The sequence below is a fragment of the Tenacibaculum sp. UWU-22 genome (assembly GCF_041021355.1).
In the GTDB taxonomy this organism is placed as follows: domain Bacteria; phylum Bacteroidota; class Bacteroidia; order Flavobacteriales; family Flavobacteriaceae; genus Polaribacter.
In genome coordinates this window covers 1,015,298-1,035,782 of the sequence record NZ_JBFNGP010000001.1, presented here as the reverse complement: position 1 = coordinate 1,035,782, position 20,485 = coordinate 1,015,298, and the positions used below count along the sequence as shown (strand labels likewise).

Annotated in this window: 17 protein-coding genes; 6 read left to right on the top strand and 11 right to left on the bottom strand. The window is 30.9% G+C overall.

The window, feature by feature from the left end; translation table 11 throughout:
* Positions 1–61: 61 nt before the first annotated feature.
* The 4 genes from AB2B44_RS04615 to trpS form a co-directional block, all read right to left on the bottom strand.
* Entirely contained in the window at positions 62–511 is a 450-nt protein-coding gene (locus AB2B44_RS04615; RefSeq protein WP_369048372.1) for a PepSY-like domain-containing protein, read from the bottom strand.
* Between the two features lie 67 nt (positions 512–578).
* Positions 579–1,847, bottom strand: coding sequence for a sensor histidine kinase (locus tag AB2B44_RS04610; protein ID WP_369048371.1), 1,269 nt, complete (start codon positions 1,845–1,847; stop codon positions 579–581).
* The gene (locus AB2B44_RS04605; protein WP_369048370.1) at positions 1,840–2,517 is read right to left on the bottom strand and encodes a response regulator transcription factor; all 678 of its coding nucleotides are present in this window, start codon (positions 2,515–2,517) and stop codon (positions 1,840–1,842) included. The genes AB2B44_RS04610 and AB2B44_RS04605 overlap by 8 nt, the downstream gene beginning before the upstream one ends.
* A gap of 144 nt (positions 2,518–2,661) precedes the next feature.
* Positions 2,662–3,633 (bottom strand): tryptophan--tRNA ligase, encoded by a 972-nt coding sequence (trpS, locus tag AB2B44_RS04600; protein ID WP_369048369.1) that lies wholly within the window; start codon positions 3,631–3,633, stop codon positions 2,662–2,664.
* A 118-nt stretch (positions 3,634–3,751) separates the two neighbouring features.
* Here trpS and AB2B44_RS04595 point away from each other — a divergent pair, with 118 nt between their 5' ends.
* The gene (locus AB2B44_RS04595; RefSeq protein ID WP_369048368.1) at positions 3,752–4,486 is read left to right on the top strand and encodes a lysophospholipid acyltransferase family protein; all 735 of its coding nucleotides are present in this window, start codon (positions 3,752–3,754) and stop codon (positions 4,484–4,486) included.
* Positions 4,458–5,096, top strand: a complete 639-nt coding sequence (locus AB2B44_RS04590; RefSeq protein WP_369048367.1) for a hemolysin III family protein — start codon at positions 4,458–4,460, stop codon at positions 5,094–5,096. The genes AB2B44_RS04595 and AB2B44_RS04590 overlap by 29 nt, the downstream gene beginning before the upstream one ends.
* Here the strand turns inward: AB2B44_RS04590 and AB2B44_RS04585 are convergent.
* On the bottom strand, positions 5,091–5,600 hold the full coding sequence (locus AB2B44_RS04585; RefSeq protein WP_369048366.1) for a CYTH domain-containing protein: 510 nt from the start codon (positions 5,598–5,600) through the stop codon (positions 5,091–5,093). The genes AB2B44_RS04590 and AB2B44_RS04585 overlap by 6 nt on opposite strands.
* 39 nt (positions 5,601–5,639) lie before the next feature.
* Here AB2B44_RS04585 and AB2B44_RS04580 point away from each other — a divergent pair, with 39 nt between their 5' ends.
* The 3 genes from AB2B44_RS04580 to AB2B44_RS04570 are packed head-to-tail and all read left to right on the top strand — an operon-like array spanning position 5,640 to position 11,167.
* Entirely contained in the window at positions 5,640–7,970 is a 2,331-nt protein-coding gene (locus tag AB2B44_RS04580) for a two-component regulator propeller domain-containing protein (protein WP_369048365.1), read from the top strand.
* Positions 7,971–8,693, top strand: coding sequence for a DNA repair protein RecO (gene recO / locus AB2B44_RS04575; RefSeq protein WP_369048364.1), 723 nt, complete (start codon positions 7,971–7,973; stop codon positions 8,691–8,693).
* Positions 8,690–11,167: a TonB-dependent receptor plug domain-containing protein gene (locus AB2B44_RS04570; RefSeq protein ID WP_369048363.1), complete on the top strand. Its 2,478-nt coding sequence runs from the start codon at positions 8,690–8,692 to the stop codon at positions 11,165–11,167. The genes recO and AB2B44_RS04570 overlap by 4 nt, the downstream gene beginning before the upstream one ends.
* A gap of 2 nt (positions 11,168–11,169) precedes the next feature.
* On the opposite strand, the gene AB2B44_RS04565 is transcribed toward AB2B44_RS04570, so the two are convergent.
* From AB2B44_RS04565 to AB2B44_RS04540, 6 genes are all read right to left on the bottom strand, one after another.
* Positions 11,170–11,511, bottom strand: coding sequence for an SdpI family protein (locus AB2B44_RS04565; protein ID WP_369048362.1), 342 nt, complete (start codon positions 11,509–11,511; stop codon positions 11,170–11,172).
* An 18-nt stretch (positions 11,512–11,529) separates the two neighbouring features.
* Complete coding sequence (locus tag AB2B44_RS04560) at positions 11,530–12,396, bottom strand: acyl-CoA thioesterase (protein ID WP_369048361.1); 867 nt, start codon at positions 12,394–12,396, stop codon at positions 11,530–11,532.
* Between the two features lie 3 nt (positions 12,397–12,399).
* Positions 12,400–13,584, bottom strand: coding sequence for a GNAT family N-acetyltransferase (locus tag AB2B44_RS04555; RefSeq protein WP_369048360.1), 1,185 nt, complete (start codon positions 13,582–13,584; stop codon positions 12,400–12,402).
* A 63-nt stretch (positions 13,585–13,647) separates the two neighbouring features.
* The gene (leuS, locus tag AB2B44_RS04550; RefSeq protein WP_369048359.1) at positions 13,648–16,464 is read right to left on the bottom strand and encodes a leucine--tRNA ligase; all 2,817 of its coding nucleotides are present in this window, start codon (positions 16,462–16,464) and stop codon (positions 13,648–13,650) included.
* Between the two features lie 336 nt (positions 16,465–16,800).
* Positions 16,801–18,915, bottom strand: coding sequence for a ferrous iron transport protein B (gene feoB, locus AB2B44_RS04545; RefSeq protein ID WP_369048358.1), 2,115 nt, complete (start codon positions 18,913–18,915; stop codon positions 16,801–16,803).
* Entirely contained in the window at positions 18,912–19,142 is a 231-nt protein-coding gene (locus tag AB2B44_RS04540) for a ferrous iron transport protein A (RefSeq protein WP_369048357.1), read from the bottom strand. The genes feoB and AB2B44_RS04540 overlap by 4 nt, the downstream gene beginning before the upstream one ends.
* A gap of 133 nt (positions 19,143–19,275) precedes the next feature.
* On the opposite strand from AB2B44_RS04540, the gene AB2B44_RS04535 reads away from it, so the two are divergent.
* Positions 19,276–20,406, top strand: a complete 1,131-nt coding sequence (locus AB2B44_RS04535) for an aminotransferase class I/II-fold pyridoxal phosphate-dependent enzyme (RefSeq protein ID WP_369048356.1) — start codon at positions 19,276–19,278, stop codon at positions 20,404–20,406.
* The last annotated feature ends 79 nt before the right edge of the window (positions 20,407–20,485 follow it).

Below are 20,485 nucleotides of genomic sequence, written 5' to 3'. Positions count from 1 at the left end.
AACACATAAATTTTTATAAAAAGGAGACCTGTTTCAGTCTCCTTTTATTGAGTTTTAAAAATTAATCATTATCTTCTTTCAATGGCTCTTGTTTAACTACTTTACCATCAGTATTAATAACGGCTTCTATTTCACTTTTACCTTTTTCTAATTCAACCTCATATAATTTTCCCTTACTAGTTTGAGAAATTTCTGCTTTTTCAATCTTATATCCTGAAAATTCGCTATCTAACGTTTGTTTTATCAATTCAGGAATTTGTGATTTTTTAATTCTATATTCAAACTCCAACCATTCTCCTTCAGAAGAGAAATTTGAAGAATATCTTTTACCATTCATTTTAAATTCTGCTTCCCACTCTTTTTCATTTTCTTGGCTCCATTTAACCTTTTTTACACCTGGGTATTTTTGTTGAAAAGCAGCTTTTGCTTTTTCAGGAACAGTTCTTTTTTGTGCATAAGCAGAAAAACCGAAAACTACCAAAGTTAGTAGTGTACAAATTACATTTTTCATGACATCAATTATTTAATTATTAAAAATTTTACACAAAAATGTAACACGATTTTGAATAAATTTTGAATTATAAAAATGCTACACAAAAAATATGCTTATTATCAGAAAAAGAATACGAAATACTCCAATTGTATAGGTCGCCTATTTTTTTTACAATTGATAAACCTAGTCCATTACCTTTTGAAGATGGATTTGTTTTTGAAAAACGACTGAATAATTTATCAGAAGATAATTTTTGTTCTTTACTTGTATTTGAAATAACAAATTTGTTTTCAAATAATAAAATGCTTATTTCTCCTTCAGGTATATTATGACTGATAGAATTAAGCAATAAATTATTTATCATTATTTGAGTTAACCCTTTATTTGCTTTTACTGTAATATCATTTTTAAATGAGGTTTTTACATCAATCCGTTTTTCTTTTGCCTGTTCAATAAAAAAACTGAGTGCTTCATTAATACATTCTTTAACTGAAAAAGTTTCAGACTCTTCTAATGTATATTTATCTAGTTTTGATAGCAGTAGTAAATTTTTATGCAATCGGTTTAGTCTTGAAATAGCATCGTTTAACGAAGAAAGTACTTTAGACTGCCCTTTTGTAATATCAGATCGCTGAATTAAGTCGTCAATTTTTGCCTTAAAAACAGCTACAGGTGTTTGTAATTCATGTGCAGCGTTTTCAACAAATTCTTGCTGGTTTTTGTAAATAACACTGTTTTTTTCGATTAAGTTTTCAATACTTTTATTTAGCTGATTAAATTCTTCAATCTCTGAATTAGGAAAATTAGGAACGTAATTTTTATCAATTTCGAAAGTTTTTATTTGCTCAAGGGTTTGATAAAAAGGTTTCCATAATTGGGCAGACAAGAGTTTATTAATAAGTAAAATGGCTATAAACAAAAGAAAAAATGCCAATATAAAAAGAAAAATAACCCCCAAAATTAACTCATCGGTTTCTAACAAACTTGTTTTAATAGAAAGTGTATAAGGTTGCCCGTTAATAGTAATATTTGTATTTAACTCTCTATAGGGTTCGTTTTCTTTTTCTAAAGAATTATAATAAAATATATTAAATAACGTGTCTTTAGCATGGTTGGTAGGGTATTGTATTTTAACGTTATCGTTAAACTTATTCCAAAGTAAAATGTCTTTAGTGCTTAATTTTGAAATCGAATTATTTAAAAACTGATACTTTGAAAAAACTAGCGCTTCATCTATTTCTTTAACGTAAAGTTTTTTTATAAAAAAATAAAATAGTGGAGCCGTAATTACAAAAAGAACAATCAAAATATAAAGATATGCTCTTTGTGTTTTATGTTGTAGTTTTTTATTCATTTTGCCATTTATATCCTAATCCGTATACTGTTTGAATATAGTTTTTGGCTCCAGCATCTTTTATTTTCTTTTTAAGATTTTTAATGTGGGCATAAACAAAGTCGTGATTATCAAGCATATCTGCCATATCTCCAGAGAGGTGTTCTGCTATTGCTGCTTTAGATAAAACTTGGTTTTTGTTTCCGATTAAAAACAGCAACAAATCGATTTCTTTTTTGGTTATTTCAATTTTTAGGTTGTTAATTTTTACCTCTTTAGACAGTGTATTTATTTCTATTTCATTAAAAATAACTTTATTATTTCCATCAAATTGTTTTCGCCTAATTAAAGCTTGTATTCTTACCAATAATTCTGATAAATGAAAGGGTTTTATAAGGTAATCATCGGCCCCAAGATTAAATCCATCTATTCTTGTTTGCAATGTTTCTTTTGCAGAAATAATAATAACGCCTTCTTTTTTATTTGCTTTTTTTAGTGTTTTAAGCAGGTTAAACCCATTGCCATCAGGCAGCATTAAATCAAGCAAAATACAATCATAGCTATAATTAGATATTTTATCCATTGCCAACAAAATATTATCGACCCATTCGCAAACAAAATCGTTTTTATTTAAATAATTTTGAATGCTTTTAGCCAATTCAATTTCGTCTTCAATGAGTAATAACTTCATGGTATAATGTAAATTTACTTCTCAATTTTGAATTAATTCTGAATTGTTCAACTAAACGCTATTAAAATTAAACAAAGGGTTCTTTAAAAAAATCCTTTTTTCAAATATTAAGCAGTATTTAATGCATCAATTATCGAGAAAAAATTACATAAATCCTATTTTTTTTCGAGTTCTATCTAATACTTTTTTAGCCACTTCTCTAGCTTTATTTGCACCAATACTCAACGCTTTGTCAATTTCATGACGATTATTCATGTAATAATTATATTTTTCTCTTTCGGCAGCAAACTTGGTAATAATAAGTTCAAACAACTCTTGTTTTGCATGACCATAACCATAATTTCCTGCTTCATATTTAGCCCGCATTGTAGCAATTTGTTCTTCAGAAGCCAATAGTTTATATAGCGCAAATACATTATCGGTGTCTGGATTTTTAGGCTCTTCTAAAGGTGTACTATCGGTTTGAATACCCATAATTTGCTTGCGTAATTTTTTATCCGCTAAAAAAATATCAATAAAATTATTTTTACTACTACTCATTTTAGAACCGTCAGTTCCTGGTACAATCATTACATTTTTTTCAATTTTAGCTTCTGGCAAAACAAAAGTTTCTCCCATTAAATTATTAAACCGAGAAGCAACATCTCTTGTTATTTCGATGTGTTGTAACTGATCTTTTCCAACCGGAATAACCTCTGCATCGTATAATAATATATCAGCAGCCATTAACATGGGGTAAGTAAACAACCCTGCATTTACGTCTGACAAACGGTCGGCTTTATCTTTAAAACTATGTGCCAACGTTAATCGTTGGTATGGAAAAAAACAACTTAAATACCAAGTTAATTCAGTAGTTTCAGGTACATCGCTTTGACGATAAAAAACACTTTTTTCTACATCTAACCCAAAAGCTAACCAAGTAGCAGCTGTACTATAGGTGTTTTCTCGCAATAAATTACCATCTTTTATTTGTGTTAACGAATGCATATCGGCAATAAACAAAAAAGAAGGCTCTTTTGCAGTATTCGCCATTTTTACAGCAGGCATAATGGCTCCTAATATATTTCCTAAATGCGGCACTCCGGTGCTTTGTACACCTGTTAAAATTCTTGACATAACTTTGGTTTTAGACAGCAAAAATAATCAAACAAAAGAAATTACTACATTCGCATATATGATTAAATATTTACTTTTTCCGATTCGGCTCATTTGGCGTATTTGGTTTTATGTGCTCATGCTTATTTCAGTACTTGTTATGGCTCCTTTTATGCTCATACTTACCTCACGCGAGAAATATTACCCTATTCTTTGGAAAGTTGTTCGTGCTTGGTCATTTTACCTAATTTACGGAATGGGATTTCAATTAAAAATAACAAAAGAAGAAAAATTAGACCGTAAAAAAAGTTATATGTTTTGTGCCAATCACGCATCATTATTAGACCCTTGGGTGTTAATTGCATTAAGTAAAAATCCGATTGTTTTTGTAGGAAAACAAGAGTTAATAAAACTGCCCATTTTCGGTTTTTTTTATAAAAAAGCAGTTATAACTGTTGATAGAAGCAATGCCGAAAGCAGAAAAAAAGTATATGAACAAGCAAAAAAGAAATTAAAAAATGGCACTAGTGTAGCTATTTTTCCTGAAGGTTTTGTACCAACAGAAAATGTAGTGCTTGCACCGTTTAAAGATGGGGCATTTAATTTAGCTATTGAATACCAAATACCTATAGTACCTCAAATTTATTATGATGGAAAACGCTTGTTTTCATGGAATTTTTTTAAAGGACATCCTGGAACTTTTAGAATTAAACAAGCTAAATTTATTAAAACAGAAGGATTAACCGCTAAAGATAAAGAAACCCTAAAAGAAAAAACATTTACCACAATATACAATGAATTAATTAACGATAAGTTATATATGAAAGATACTAACAGACCTAATAATGAACGAGAAATTAAATCACCATTATAGCGAAAAAGAAGAAAAACTAAATGTGCTAACCCACGCATTTGGCTTGCTGTTAAGTATAATTGCTTTTCCTTTTTTAATACAAAAATCGCTAAACTATCAAGGGTTTTTAAATATTGCTAGCTTTTGGATTTATGGGCTTAGCTTAATAATACTATATGCCGCCTCTACATTTTATCACGCCGCCAAAAACCCAAAACGAAGAAGACTATTAAATATTTTTGATCATGCAGCTATATACATACTTATTGCTGGTACATACACCCCTATTTGTTTAATCGGGTTACAATCAAAAATGGGATGGTATTTATTCCTCTTTGTTTGGGTTATTGCCTTTATAGGCGTAATCTTAAAATTATTTTTTACAGGAAAATATAATACGCTTTCAACCCTATTATATTTATTAATGGGGTGGCAAATTATTTTTATGATAAAGCCATTAATTAAAAATTTATCTTCAGAAGCTTTAGCTTATATTTTTCTTGGCGGCATTTTTTACACCATAGGAGCAATACTATATTCTTTAAAAAAACTACGCTATAACCATGCTATTTTTCATGTATTTGTAGTTTTAGGAAGCGTGTGTCATTTTATAGCAATAGAACTATTATAACCAGTTTTTATAGGGTTTTTTACTCAAATTAGAGTTATAATATTTTTTTTTACCCGTAACCTCTTTACCCAACCAATGTGGTTTTTTAAATAATTCTTGTTCGTTTTGTAATTCAATTTCTGCAACTACTAAGCCCAAATTATCTCCTAAAAACTCATCAACTTCGAAAACATGATTTCCGCTTTTTACCAGATAGCGATTTTTCTCTATAAGCGATTTTTCACATAATGCCAATAAATTTTCAGCATCGTTACAGGTTATCTCTTTTTCCCACTCAAAACGAGTAGTTCCATTAGCATTTGATTTTCCTTTAACCGTTAAAAATCCTTTACCATTTTGTATTCTAACCCTAACCACACGATTTTTATTAGAGTTTAAAAAACCTTGTTTTAAATATGCTTTTTGATAGCTTTCTTTTTGATAGTCACGACAAACCACTAAAAATTTACGTTCAATTTCAACAGCCATGTAATTTGGTTTTTCTACTTTACACGAAAGTATCATTTTTTTTGTTATTATTATTAGATATATTTGGCTTTAAATATGAAAAACAGACTATTTTTTATAGCCCTTTTTGTTGTTTTCTGTACACAAGCACAAACCGATTATAGTAATCAGTGGGAAGATTTTTTTTCGTATAACAACGTAAAAGATTTTATAAAGGTTGACCAAACGGTATATGCAATTGCCGATAATGCTGTTTTTAGTTATAATACAACAACTCACGAAACACAAAAATTATCTTCAGTTCAAGGCTTATCGGGCAAAACCACTAGCGCCCTTTACTATAGCTCCTTATTAAAAAGGCTTGTAATTGGTTATCAAAACGGGCTTATAGAGGTTGTTGACAAAAATGGAAAAATTACTATTTCAAAAAGCATCACCGATTTTAATCAATCTGGATTAAAACAAATTAACCATATTTTCGGTTATCAAAATAAATTGTATTTATCTACCCCTTTTGCTATTATCGTATACGATTTAGAAAAATTAGAATTTGGAGACACCTATTTTATTGGCGCTGCATCTAGCGATGTGTTTATAAATGAAATTCTAGTTTTTAACAACCAAATTTATGCCGCTACCAATAACGGAATTTATGTAGCTGATATTAATAATACAAACTTAACCGATTTTAATAATTGGACGTTACGTTATACGGGGAGTTTTCAAAATATTGTTTTATTTAACAATAAAATTTACGCTGCCACTACTAAAAAATTAATGCAAATTAATGCAAACAGTATCAGTGAAGTGCACGATTATGGCGAAAATATTATCAGTTTAAAAAGTAGCACAAACCACCTTACAGTTGTATTACAAAAAAAGGCTCTTTTTTACAATACATCATTATTACAAATAGGTGAAAGTAACCCAACTACAACTTTTAATTTTACCTTACATACTGCACAAGTTATTGATAATACCCTTTTTTTAGCAACAAATCAATTTGGTATTTTATCATCTCCGTTGAGCAATCTAGAAGCATTTAAAGAAATACATCCTGATGGTCCATTAAACAACAGCCCTTTTTCGATAGCATCAGCAAACGATAATTTATGGGTAGTGTATGGCGGTTACAATCGTACTTTTACCCCTTTATCTATAAAACAAGGGTATAGCCATTATACAAATAAACACTGGAAAAACACTTATTTTAATCCAGATTTTCCAATTAAAGATTTAAATTACGTAACCATTAATCCCAACAACAATAACCATGTTTTCATAAGTTCTATGGGAGCTACTAATAACCCTAATTCAGTAGAAACAGGAGGCTTATTAGAAATAAAAGACGATAAAGTGGTTAACTTTTACAATCAATTAAATAGTGATTTAGAAAGTATAAACCTAGTTAGTTTACCCCCAAATTATGTAACAATTAGAATAACAGGAACTTTATTTGACGCTCAAGGCAACTTATGGGTAAATAATATTGGTGTAGACAAGCGATTAAAAAAATTAAGTCCTTCAGGGCAATGGATCAATTACGATTTAAGCCAACTATTTGTTAATTTTTATTTTGGCGTAAGTGAAATAGTACAAGATAAAACCAATACTTTTTGGATTGCTACCCGACAAAACGGAGCTTATATTTTTAACGAAAAAGGCGAACGAAAACGAGCCCTAACCTCTGAAGCAACAAAAGGCAGCTTGCCTAGTTTAAATGTACGTACTATTGCTGTAGATAAAAACAATAAAATATGGTTAGGCACACTTAACGGACTCGTAGTTTTTAACAATGCTGCTCATATTTTTGATCTTGATGTGTACGACGCTAAGCCTATAATTATTGAAGACGATGGAATTCCAAAAAAATTACTTGGCGACGAAACTATTAACAGCATTGCCGTTGATGGAGCTAATAATAAATGGTTTGGCACCGAAAATGCAGGGGTACTCTACACCAATTCAAACGGACAAAAAACCTTGGCTAATTTTAATGAAAACAACTCGCCACTACCGTCAAATAAAATTTTAAAAATAAGTGTAGATGATAGTACTGGAAAGGTATATTTTGCAACCGACAAAGGCATTGTTGCTTACCACAGTAAAGTTGCCCCATTTGGCACGTCTTTAAGTCAAGTATATGCATATCCAAACCCGGCTCTAAGCAATCATAGTACGGTTACTATTGATGGTAGAAATGGCTCTCATTTACCTAAAGGAACCAATGTGAAAATTTTAGATGCTTCGGGTAATTTAGTATATGAAACCAATGTGGTTGAAGAGCAAGAGTTGTTTGGCGGAAAAGTAGTTTGGAATAAAAAAAACCTTGCTGGAAATAAAGTAGCTTCAGGAGTATATATTGTATTACTTTCTAACAGTGACACCTCAGAAACTGCGACCACTAAAATTGCTATTGTAAATTAAATGCCTACTATTAAAACAAAAGCTATTGTTTTTTCGTCTCTAAAATATGGAGATAGTAACCTAATTGTAAAATGTTTTACAGAAAAAGAAGGTTTAAAATCTTATTTTTTACGTGGGGTTTTAAAAACAAAAAAGGGAAAGCTAAAACCTGCTTATTTTCAACCTTTAACACAATTACAAATTGTTGCCAACCACAACAATAAAGAAAATTTAAATAGCCTAAAAGAAGTACAGGTTATATCGAATTATGAAACAATACCTAACAATATTATTAAACAAACTATTATTTTGTTTTTATCAGAGGTTTTATCAAACATTATTCGCGAAGAAGAACAAAATATTCAATTATTCAACTACCTAGAAACTACCTTAATTTGGTTAGATACTCATGATTCTATTGCTAATTTTCATTTATTGTTTTTACTCAATTTAAGTCGTTTTTTAGGTTTTTACCCAAACACATCGCAAAGCGAAAAACCAGTATTTAACCTACTTGAAGGAAATTTTACCGATAATTTAGATAAAAACGCAACCATTTCAGGAGACCAATTACTACAATTTAAAAAACTATTAGGCATAAATTTTGATGCTATTGAAAAAGTGTCTTTTAGTAAAAATCAACGCCAACAAGTGTTACAAATAATTATTCGTTATTTTGAACTACATTTGGAGGGGTTTAGGCATCCAAAATCACTAACTATTTTAAAAACTATTTTTTCATGATAAAAAATATCATCGTTCTTTTTTTTTGTCTTTTAAATTTTAAAGCAATAGCACAAACCGTTACCGTATTAGATAAAAAAACAAAAAAGCCAATACCCGAAGTTGTTTTATTTAATCTTGCAAAAACAGGCTCTATAATAACAAATAATAAAGGAATTGCTGATATTTCAATGTTTAAAACCAATGAAGTTATTGTTTTTTCACACGTATCATACCAATTACGTCAAATAAAAAAAAGAAACCTTGTAAAACATCATTACACCATTTATTTATCAAAACAAAATGCATATTTAGATGAGGTAGTTATTTCGGTGTTTAAAAAGGAAGAAAAAAGTAATCGAATTGCAGAACAAATTGCTGTAGTAAACACACAAGAAATACAAGAAATATCACCACAAACCTCAGCAGATTTATTAGCTGCTATTCCTGGAATTAAAGTACAAAAATCACAATTTGGTGGTGGAAGCCCCGTACTTCGTGGTATGGAGAGTAATCGCGTTTTATTAGTGGTTGATGGCGTTAGAATGAATAATGCTATTTATAGAAAAGGCCATCTACAAAACGCCATTACCGTATCGCCTAATTTACTTGATCGAACCGAAGTTATATTTGGGCCTTCATCGGTTATGTATGGTTCAGATGCCTTAGGTGGAGTAATTCATTACTATACCAAAACACCAAAATTGTCAAATAAAACAGCTGTAAAAAGCAATTTATTTTCTCGTTTTTCTAGTATAAATAGAGAAATCACTACCAATGTTTCTGCTGAATTACGTTTAAAAAAATGGGCAAGTTTTACAAGTGTTTCGTATAGCGATTTTAATGACTTAACCATGGGGAAAAACCGCTCACATGGGTTTGAAAACTGGGGAAAAGTAGCGTATTATTCAAAAAATAATACTGATAACTATAACGAAAAACCCACTTTAAATTCAGACCCAAATATTCAAAGAAATACAGGGTATCGACAAACCGATGTTTTGCAAAAATTTTATGTGCCCTTGTCTAAAAAAACAGATTTAAAACTCAACTTTCAATATTCAACATCAACAAATATTCCTCGTTTTGATAAATTAACTGAATTGAAAGATGATACCGACGCTTCTTCTTTAAAGTTTGCCGAATGGTATTATGGCCCTCAACAACGTTTATTAATATCGCCTCAATTAGAAATTAACCCCAATAAAAAATGGATAGAAAAAGGAACATTTACCTTTGCCTATCAAAATATTAAAGAAAGTCGAATTCAAAGAAAATTTGGTAGTTTAAAACGATCGTATCGTAAAGAAGGGGTAAATGTATTTAATGTAAATGGTGATTTTTCAGTTCCACTAGCAAAAAGCAGAAACCTTAGTTATGGTTTTGAGTTCTCATATAATGATGTTTCTTCAAATGCTTTTGGCAAAAAGCTTAGTATAGAAAACAATAAAGTGGTTGGTTTTTCTGGTGATTTTGCTGTGCAATCTCGTTATCCTGATGGTGGCAGTAATTATAGTAGCTCTGCCATATATGGTGATTATAGACAAGATATTAATGAAAAATCAACCTTAAACACGGGAGTTCGATTAACCAATACACAATTAGCTGCCACATGGAATGATAATACTTTTATAACCTTACCCAACAGTCATATTAAACTAAAAAACACCGCTGTTACTGCAACAATAGGTTATGTATATCGCCCCACAAAAAACTGGCAATTAAACGCAGTTTTATCTTCTGGATTTCGATCGCCTAATATTGACGATGTTGGTAAAGTGCGCGAAAAAAATGGCAAAGTTACCGTACCCAATATTAATTTAAAACCCGAATACGCTTACAACAGTGAAATAGGAATTCAAAAACACTTTAACAACAATCGTTTTAGAATAGGTATTAGCGCTTATTATACCCTATTACGAAAGTATATTTATAGAGATTATTTTACGTTAAACGGTAGCTCTACAATTATATACGATGATGAAGAAGGCAAAATTGTTGCCAATCAAAACAAAGGAAATGCTTATATAACAGGGTTTACCGCTAGTTATCAAGGCAATTTATTTGAAAATTGGAAAACCACAGGGTTTATTACCTATACAAAAGGAAAAACTTATGACAGTAAAGAACCTATGTCTTCAATACCTCCACTATTTGGTGATTTTAATCTCAATTATTCAAAAAATAAAATTGAAACAGGTATTAATATTCGATTTAATGCCCGTAAAAAAGTAAACCAATATAACACCACTGAAGGAATTGACAATATAGAACAAACACCTATTATAAACGCAAATGCAACAGAAGACACTTTAAAATATTACGGCTCGCCTAGTTGGGTAAGTGTGGGGTTAAACGGAAAATATTCAATTAACGAAATTTGGGCGGTTCAAGCTCAGCTAACTAACTTATTTGATCAACATTACAAAGAGTTTGCCTCTGGCATATCAGCCCCTGGTCGTAATTTATCGGTAAGTCTTTTAGTTGGTTTTTAAGTTTATTTTCGATTTCCTTCGTTATCAAAAACTTTCGTAATTGTTTGTTCGGTTTTAATTATAGATACCGCTAACGACAATAACATTAATGCCATGGGTTGCCAACTAATTTTAGGGTTTAAATACACGATAAATAATGCAGCTACTAATGAAATTGCTGAGTAAATTAAAAATTGTTTAGCAAAAAACGAGTTTGTAAACTGCCAAATATCTTGATTTAACATTGATTTGTAGGTTCTATAACCATAAATTGCATTTATTTTTTTAGGAGGAAAAAAATAAAAAATAACACTTAACACAAAAAGTAATCCGTTAATAGATAGTACGTAATAAAAAGGGTTCATTTTTTTCTGTTTTTTATATTATCGTTTAGGGCGCATTAACCCTTCTTGGGCTACCGAAGCTACTAGCGTACCATTACGCGTAAAAATATTTCCTTGTGCAAAACCTCGAGCACCAAAAGTATTGGGGCTATTTATAGAATACAATAACCAATCGCTAAAATCAAAATCGCGATAAAACCACATTGAATGATCTAAACTTGCCATTTGGGTATTACCAAAATTAGCTTTACTTGCATGCGGATTTAATGCTGCGGTTAAAATATTATAATCAGAAATGTAGGTTAAAATTTGCTGTTTTAGAGGTAAATCTATTGTTTTAGGCACCTCTCCTTTTAATTTAAACCAAACGTCAACATTAGGTGGTAAATCTTTTCTCTCCGTTATATTAGGTACATAAGTTGGTTTAAATTCAACCGGTCGTTCAATAGCTAAAAAACTTTTTAATGCTTTAGGTAAAACAGCACCATATTTTTCGAGCATTTCTGTCCAAGACATTAACACCTCAGGAGAAGGTATATTTTTTTTCATAGGGATTTGAAAATCATACCCTTCTTCGTTTTTATGAAAAGAAGCTGCTAAAATAAAGATAACCTTATCATTTTGTTTCGCTGTAACTCTTCTGGTTGAAAAACTACCCCCATCGCGTAAATTTTCAACTTCAAAAAAAATATTTTTATGCAAATCACCTGCACGTAAAAAATAAGCATGTAATGAGTGTACAAACCTTTTTTTAGGCACTGTTTTATATGCCGCATTTAATGCTTGCGCTAACACCTGACCGCCAAAAACATTTGGGCTGCCGATAGTTTTACTAACGCCGCTAAAGGTAGTTGGCGTAAGCTGTTCTAAATTTAAAATGTTAAGTAAATCATTACTATTTTTCATTACCTAAATTGTGGCTTTAAATGGAAATTTTTGATTAAATGGTGTAGGAGCTATTCGTTTTAAAAAAAGACGTAATATACGATTAGGTATTGATTTTTTATGTCGTAAGTAAATAGTTAAATCTTGTGGAACTGCTCCAACAGAGCTTTTTATTTCACTAGCCGTTCTACCAAAATTAAGTGTGGGTAATTTATGACTTAGCGCAATTTTTATGTAATCGTATAACATGCGTTGGTAAATAGCATATTGTTTATTTTCGGCATAATCTATCCCTACATAATGTGCATCTAAACATTGTTGATTAATCATACCCGATAAAAAACCTACTAATTTGGTATTTATCGAATAGGTTTTTAAAATATAATCATCTCCTAAATTTTGTTTTAGTGTTCTATAGGTATTTAAATTAAAGTCACCCAAATTAAAACTCGCCTTAGCAGAAACTTTTTTATATAAAGCCGTCATTTTAGGTAATAATTGATCAATATTATCTAACGTAACATCTTCAACATATAAGTCAGCGCTACTTTTTAGCGCCTTTTTAGCCTTTACCCGAAATTTTGTTTTCATAGCCGCCAAATAATCGTCAAATGTTTTCCATTGTTTGTCTAGATGAAGTATCATATTAGGATCTACATTAAACGAAGAATAACTATAATTGAGCAATTCATCTGTAATAGAAATAAATTCATTACAAAAATCTTTAAACATATAACCATCTATTTCTTTTTGCAAAACGGTATTTGTATTTACAAAATCTAACATAGCTTTAGCTATTTCTCTTAATAGCTTTTTTTCATCTTGATTTTTTTTGATGAAAGCGCCATGCATTCCACTAACAAAAACATTACCACAAGTAAGTATTTTAAATGGTTTTTCTGAAGATAACATTCGAGATTTTCGTCCTATACATTTAATTGATTCGATAATTGATTGTAAATTGTTTTTAACACTATTTAAATAAAAATCAACTATTTGCACAACAGCAAAAGCAATGGCTTGATTGTCTTTATCTGTTAAAACAATATAGCCAAACTGTATTTGCAAATTATTTTTTTCTAAGGCATCTAAATACTTTGGATTAAAATAATAGTTATCACTGCAATTTAATTGCTGCCAAATTTTACTCGGTATTTCGTTTACCGAAGAAAAATATAAAGCGGTATTTATTTGCGTATCAAAACTCAAACTATAAATCGTTAGATAGAATAGGCAACAAATTAGTAAAACTTTATTGAAGTTACCTAAAAATTACCCAACAATATTTACAATTTTTCCAGGAACAACAATTACTTTTTTAGGAACTCTGCCTTGTAATTGTTGTTGTGTTTTTTCATTTGCCATTACTGCTTTTTCAATTTCTTGCTTGTCCATATCTAAAGGCAACTCTATAGTAAAACGCATTTTACCATTAAATGAAATGGGATAATTTTTAGAACTTTCTACCAAATATTTTTCTTCAAATTTTGGAAAAGCAGCCGTTGAAATTGATTCGTTATGCCCTAACTGATTCCATAATTCTTCTGCTATATGTGGTGCATATGGAGAAATTAACACCAACAATGGCTCTAAAATAGCACGTTTGTTACATTGTAAAGCTGTTAACTCGTTTACAGCAATCATAAAAGTAGAAACCGAAGTATTAAACGAAAAGTTCTCGATATCTTCTTCTACCTTTTTAATGGTTTTATGCAGTGTTTTAAACTCATCTTTGGTTGGTTCAACATCTGAAACATTAATTCCGTTTTTACCAATATATAACCTCCATAGTTTTTTTAAAAACGAATACACTCCTGAAATTCCAGAGGTTTTCCATGGCTTTGTTTGTTCTAATGGCCCTAAAAACATTTCAAATAACCGAAGACTATCTGCCCCAAATTCTTCACAAATTAAATCTGGATTCACAACATTATATTTCGATTTCGACATTTTTTCAACCTCTCGAGAAACTCTAAACACTCCGTCTTCTTGAGTAATAAATTGAGCATTATTAAACTCTGGTCGCCAGTTTTTAAACGCTTCTATATCTAATTCGTCAGAGGCATTTACAAACGATACATCTGCATGAATAGGTTGTACTTTTTTGTTTTCTATTAATTCTTTAGAAACAAAAGTATTTGTGCCTTCAACTCGATAAACAAACGCACTTGTGCCTAAAATCATTCCTTGATTAATTAACTTTTTAGCAAACTCATCTACAGGAATTAACCCTTTATCAAATAAAAATTTTTGCCAAAAACGTGCATACAATAAGTGCCCTGTAGCGTGTTCAGAACCGCCAATATATAAATCAACTTCTTTCCAATAATTAACCGCTTGTTTACTTACAAATTGAGTGTCATTATTAGAATCCATATAACGGTTAAAATACCATGAGCTTCCTGCCCACCCTGGCATCGTATTTAATTCAATAGGAAAAACTGTTTCATTATCAATTAAATCGTTATTTACCACTTTATTATCGGTACTACTCCATGCCCATACCTCAGCATTTCCTAAGGGTGGTTTACCATCTTCCGTAGGCAAATACTTCTCTACTTGTGGTAATACAATTGGCAAATACTTTTCTTGAATCATTTGAGGCATTCCGTCTTTATAATAAACGGGAAAAGGTTCTCCCCAATAACGTTGACGGCTAAATACTGCGTCTCGTAAACGATAATTTATTTTTCCATACCCAACACCGCGTTTTTCTAATTCGTAAATCACGGTTTTCATTCCTTTTTTATAATTTAAACCATTTAAAAAATCTGAATGGGCTAAAACTGTCTTTTCTTTATCTGCAAAGGCTTCTTCTGAAATATCAACATCTGCAAAAATATTTGGAATTTCTATTCCAAAGTATTTTGCAAAATCATAATCACGCTGATCGCCACAAGGCACTGCCATTACAGCACCTGTGCCATAGCCTGCTAATACATAATCGCCTATCCAAATAGGCACTTGTTTTCCTGTGAATGGATGTAGTGCGTATGCTCCGGTAAACACTCCTGAAATGGTTTTTACATCTGCCATACGATCGCGTTCTGAACGTTTTGCTGTTGCTTCAATATACGCTTGAACAACTTGCTTTTGTTCTGGAGTTGTAATTTTTGCTACTAGCTCATGTTCTGGAGCCAAGGTCATAAAAGACACTCCAAAAATAGTATCAGGGCGCGTGGTAAATACATCAATTTTAGCGTCGTGCGCAGCCACATCAAAAGACACCATTGCCCCTTGACTTCTTCCTATCCAATTAATTTGGCTGTCTTTTAACGGTTGTGGCCAGTCAATGGTTTGTAATCCGTCTAATAGGCGTTGTGCATACGCTGAAATTCGCATAGACCATTGGGTCATTTTTTTGCGAACTACTGGGTGTCCTCCTCGTTCTGAAACACCATTTACAATTTCATCGTTTGCTAATACCGTACCTAAGGCAGGACACCAGTTTACTTCAGTGTCTGATAAATAGGTTAAACGATATTGTAATACTATTTCTTGTTGTTTTTTGTCTGAAAAATTTTTCCACTCATCTGCAGAAAAAATAGTAACATCTTCATCACAAACTGCATTTACACCTGCATTTCCTTCTGTTTTAAATTTGTCCAAAAGCGTTGTAATATCTTCTGCTTTATCGGTGTCTTTATTATACCAAGAATTAAATAGTTGAATAAAAATCCACTGTGTCCATTTATAATAATTTGGGTCTGAGGTGCGCACTTCGCGAGACCAATCGAAAGAAAAACCAATTTTATCTAACTGCTTACGATATGTTTTTATGTTTTCTTCGGTAGTTTTTGCAGGGTGTTGACCCGTTTGAATAGCATATTGCTCTGCTGGCAGCCCAAAACTATCATAGCCTTGTGGATGCAATACATTAAACCCTTTGTGACGCTTATAACGCGCATAAATATCAGAAGCAATATACCCTAATGGATGCCCAACATGCAACCCTGCTCCTGAAGGATAAGGAAACATATCTAACACATAATATTTAGGTTTATCAGCATTATTTTCAGCTTTAAACGTAGCCTTATTAGCCCAGTATTCTTGCCATTTTTTTTCTATTTCTAGATGATTGTATTGCATAGTGTGTGTTTATTCATAATTATAACGAAAACAAAAAACCTTATAATCTATATATAGATTACAACAATATATTTATCTCGTGATAATTAAGATTTAAAAGTGCAAATTTACAATTCTAGTTTGGAAGTAGAAAGCCTAAAAACAATACTTCAAAAGCTCTTTAATAATAATTCTTTTTATAGACTTTTTCTTTTTAAATTAATCGAAAAAACTAAATAATTTAAGAGCACCCACAGTCTTTATTACATCCCTTTTTATTTTTGGGTTTAAAGAAAAATTTCTTTACTAATAAGCCAATGGCTAAAACAAAAAAAATGTATACTAAAATCTGTTGCATTAATTTAAAATTTGATAGGTTATAAATGCGGATACATAAGCTAGAATACCCATACCAAACACTTGAATTAAGGGCCATTTCCAACTTTTGGTTTCTCTTTTAACAATTGCTAATGTTGCCATACATTGCATTGCAAATGCATAAAAAATTAATAGTGACATACCCGTTGCTAAATTAAACCGCTTTTCACCTGTTTTAGAATTTATTTCGGCTGCCATACGCTGTTTAATGGTGGCTGTGTTTTGCTGGTTGCTTTCAACACTGTAAATGGTAGCAACAGTACCTACAAATACTTCTCTAGCGGCAAAAGAGGCTATTAATCCAATACCAATTTTCCAGTCATAACCTAATGGTTTAACAATAGGTTCTACAAATTTTCCTGCAATTCCTATATAAGAATTTTCTAATTTTTTTGAGGCTATTTTTTGTTGCATTTCTTTTTCTGACAAATGCTTGTTTTCTATATTTTGTGTTACCGATTTTTCAACTTCTTTAAAAGATGCTGGCCCGTTAGAAGCTAAAAACCACAGTATTATTGAAATAGCAAAAATAATTTTACCCGCCTCATAAACAAAAGCTCTTGTTTTTTCCCATACCTGAATAAACACATTTTTTAACGAAGGCATTTTGTAATTAGGCATTTCTACCACAAAAAATGAATTCTTTTTTATTTTTAGTGTTTTATTTAAAATATAGGCTGCTCCAATCGCTGCTGTAAAACCTATAGTATATAAGGCTAACAAGGTTAATCCTTGTAAATTTAAAAATCCTAAAATTCTTTTATCAGGAATAACTAGTGCAATTAAAATAGCATAAACGGGTAATCGAGCAGAACAAGTGGTTAAAGGTGTTACTAAAATGGTTATTAAACGTTCTCGCCAACTCGAAATGGTTCTTGTTGCCATAATTGCAGGAATAGCACATGCGGTTCCTGAAATTAACGGAATAACACTTTTACCACTCATACCAAACCGTCGCATAATTTTATCCATTAAAAAAACCACCCGATTCATATAACCTGTTTCTTCTAAAATGGCAATAAACAAAAACAAAACAGTAATTTGAGGAATAAAAATAATTACACCTCCAATGCCTGGAATAATGCCATCTGTCAATAAATCGGTAAAAACACCTGGAGGTAATTGCGCTCTTGTTTGTTTAGAAAAATTTGCAAAAAAGCCATCAATTAAATCCATGGGTAACGAAGCCCAATCAAAAATAGATTGAAAAATTAACAGTAAAATGCCAAAAAAAATCACGTAGCCAAAAATTTTATGAGTGAAAATTTTGTCAAGCTTACTACGTATATCTTTAGCTTCTGCACTGTTAACTTTATACGTTTTTTTTAAAATTTCATTTATTTTTTGATATCTATATATGGTTTCTTTATGTTGATATCTTTTTAGCTTAGAAGTGTCTTGTTGAAAATCGAGTAATTTTTCTTTTTCTTCTTTAGTAATTGAATCTGGAAAATTATTTTGAGTAATCATCAACCACAATTCGTATAAAGAATATTTAGAGCTTACTTGTTTCAGTTTTTCAAAATAATCTGCGTCTACTTTATGATTTGCATTACACGACGATATATGCTTTGCTTGATTATAACAACGTATTATTGCTTCTTTTAGCTCTTTAATACCTTCGTTTTTTCTAGCACTAACCAAAACAACCTCGGTGTCTAATTCTTTTTTTAACGTTGGTAAATCTATCGAAATGCCTTTTTTTTCCATTTCATCTACCATGTTAATAACCAAAACCGTTGGAATATCTAAATCTTGTACCTGTGTAAAAAGTAATAAATTGCGTTTTAAATTTTCAACATCTGCTACTACTACTAATACATTTGGATAGTTTTCGTTTTGTTTGTCTTGAAGTGTTTTAAGTACAATACTTTCATCTATTGACGTAGCATTTATACTATAAGTTCCAGGCAAATCAGTAATTAAGGCTGCTTTTTTATTTGATAATTTACACGTTCCTTGTTTTTTATCAACAGTAACACCTGGGTAATTTCCTACTTTTTGATTCAATCCAGTGAGTTGATTAAATAAAGATGTTTTTCCTGTATTCGGATTACCAATTAATGAAACTTTTATGTGCGTACCTTCGTTCATTTACACATTTTATCTATCTTTATTTTTGATGCCGTTTCTTTACGAATTGCTAAATGACTACCGTTAACACAAATATAAAGAGGGTCTTTAAGCGGAGCCAGTTGTATTAATTCTACCTCTGCACCAGGATAACAGCCCATTTCTAATAATTTTAAAGGTATATTATCTAAGCTTTCTTCTAAAATAATACCTTTTTCGCCAATTTGTAATGATGTAATTGTATTCAATTGTTTTATTATATAAAAAGACATCTCCTCGAAATGGGAAAACAACTCTCGACAAAGATACTAAATTAGAACCATTCTAAAGAAGTGTTTTTTATATATATTTTAAGCGTTAATTTTTATTATTTTTGTTTTGATGAATTTTCCTGAAAAACTAGAACAAAAATTAACCCAGAGAAAAGAAACGCAAGCCTTACGAGAGCTTGGTGTTCAAAGCAATTGGGTTGATTTTTCATCAAACGACTACTTAGGTTTTGCAAAAATGGAAATTATTTTTGACAAAACACACCAATTTTTACTTGAAAATAAGTTAAAATTTAATGGCGCAACGGGCTCTCGATTACTAACAGGAAATAATCAACTATACACCAACATTGAAAAGCAATTAGCAACACTTCATCGTACAGAAGCCGCCCTTATTTTTAATTCTGGCTACGATGCTAATATTGGTTTTTTTGCCACTGTACCTCAACGAGGAGACGTTATTTTATACGACGAATTGATTCATGCTTCTATACGAGACGGCATTCAGCTTACCCATGCAAAATCGTTTAAATTTAAACACAACAACATACACGATTTAGAGGAAAAAATAATTCATTTTACCAAAGATAAAAATCAAGAAATATACGTAGTAACCGAATCTGTATTTTCTATGGATGGCGACTCACCTGATTTAGTTACTATGGCAAAAATATGCAAAAAAAACAATGCCTATTTTGTTGTTGATGAGGCACATGCCTTGGGTGTTTTTAATTTAGGATTAATACAAAAATTACAATTAGAAAACGCTGTTTTTGCCCGAATTATTACCTTTGGAAAAGCATTAGGTTGCCACGGAGCAGCTATTTTAACCAGCAAAAAACTACAGCAGTATTTAATTAATTTTGCTCGTAGTTTTATTTACACCACTGGGTTATCACCACATGCTTTAGCTACTATAAAAATTGCTTACAACGAATTGTTAACTCATAAAAACAAAGAAAAATTACAACAAAACATTCAACATTTTATAGCCGAATCAGCCCAATTACCACTCCCTTTTATTAAAAGTAATTCAGCTATTCATTGTTGTATTATTTCTGGTAACCAACAGGTAAAGCAAATAGCCTCAAAACTTCAACAAAAAGGATTTGACGTAAGAGCTATTTTATCACCAACGGTTCCTAAAAATCAAGAACGATTGCGCTTTTGTTTACACGCCTATAATTCTAAACAAGAAATTACTAATGTTTTAGCGCTTCTTACTACTTTTGTAACCTCGTAAAGGTTATAAACTAAGTAACCTTACTATATAAATCGGTATACTTTACAAATAACACAACGTTATAACAACAATTAAATAA

Excerpts from the sequence above, each read along its gene's own strand:
- leuS (WP_369048359.1), bottom strand. The coding sequence starts at position 16,464 with ATGCAATACAATCATCTAGAAATAGAAAAAAAATGGCAAGAATACTGG.
- AB2B44_RS04580 (WP_369048365.1), top strand. The coding sequence starts at position 5,640 with ATGAAAAACAGACTATTTTTTATAGCCCTTTTTGTTGTTTTCTGTACA.
- AB2B44_RS04560 (WP_369048361.1), bottom strand. The coding sequence starts at position 12,396 with ATGAAAAATAGTAATGATTTACTTAACATTTTAAATTTAGAACAGCTT.
- AB2B44_RS04585 (WP_369048366.1), bottom strand. The coding sequence starts at position 5,600 with ATGATACTTTCGTGTAAAGTAGAAAAACCAAATTACATGGCTGTTGAA.
- trpS (WP_369048369.1), bottom strand. The coding sequence starts at position 3,633 with ATGTCAAGAATTTTAACAGGTGTACAAAGCACCGGAGTGCCGCATTTA.
- AB2B44_RS04535 (WP_369048356.1), top strand. The coding sequence starts at position 19,276 with ATGAATTTTCCTGAAAAACTAGAACAAAAATTAACCCAGAGAAAAGAA.
- AB2B44_RS04610 (WP_369048371.1), bottom strand. The coding sequence starts at position 1,847 with ATGAATAAAAAACTACAACATAAAACACAAAGAGCATATCTTTATATT.
- AB2B44_RS04605 (WP_369048370.1), bottom strand. The coding sequence starts at position 2,517 with ATGAAGTTATTACTCATTGAAGACGAAATTGAATTGGCTAAAAGCATT.
- AB2B44_RS04565 (WP_369048362.1), bottom strand. The coding sequence starts at position 11,511 with ATGAACCCTTTTTATTACGTACTATCTATTAACGGATTACTTTTTGTG.
- feoB (WP_369048358.1), bottom strand. The coding sequence starts at position 18,915 with ATGAACGAAGGTACGCACATAAAAGTTTCATTAATTGGTAATCCGAAT.
- recO (WP_369048364.1), top strand. The coding sequence starts at position 7,971 with ATGCCTACTATTAAAACAAAAGCTATTGTTTTTTCGTCTCTAAAATAT.
- AB2B44_RS04595 (WP_369048368.1), top strand. The coding sequence starts at position 3,752 with ATGCTTATTTCAGTACTTGTTATGGCTCCTTTTATGCTCATACTTACC.
- AB2B44_RS04570 (WP_369048363.1), top strand. The coding sequence starts at position 8,690 with ATGATAAAAAATATCATCGTTCTTTTTTTTTGTCTTTTAAATTTTAAA.
- AB2B44_RS04590 (WP_369048367.1), top strand. The coding sequence starts at position 4,458 with ATGAACGAGAAATTAAATCACCATTATAGCGAAAAAGAAGAAAAACTA.
- AB2B44_RS04615 (WP_369048372.1), bottom strand. The coding sequence starts at position 511 with ATGAAAAATGTAATTTGTACACTACTAACTTTGGTAGTTTTCGGTTTT.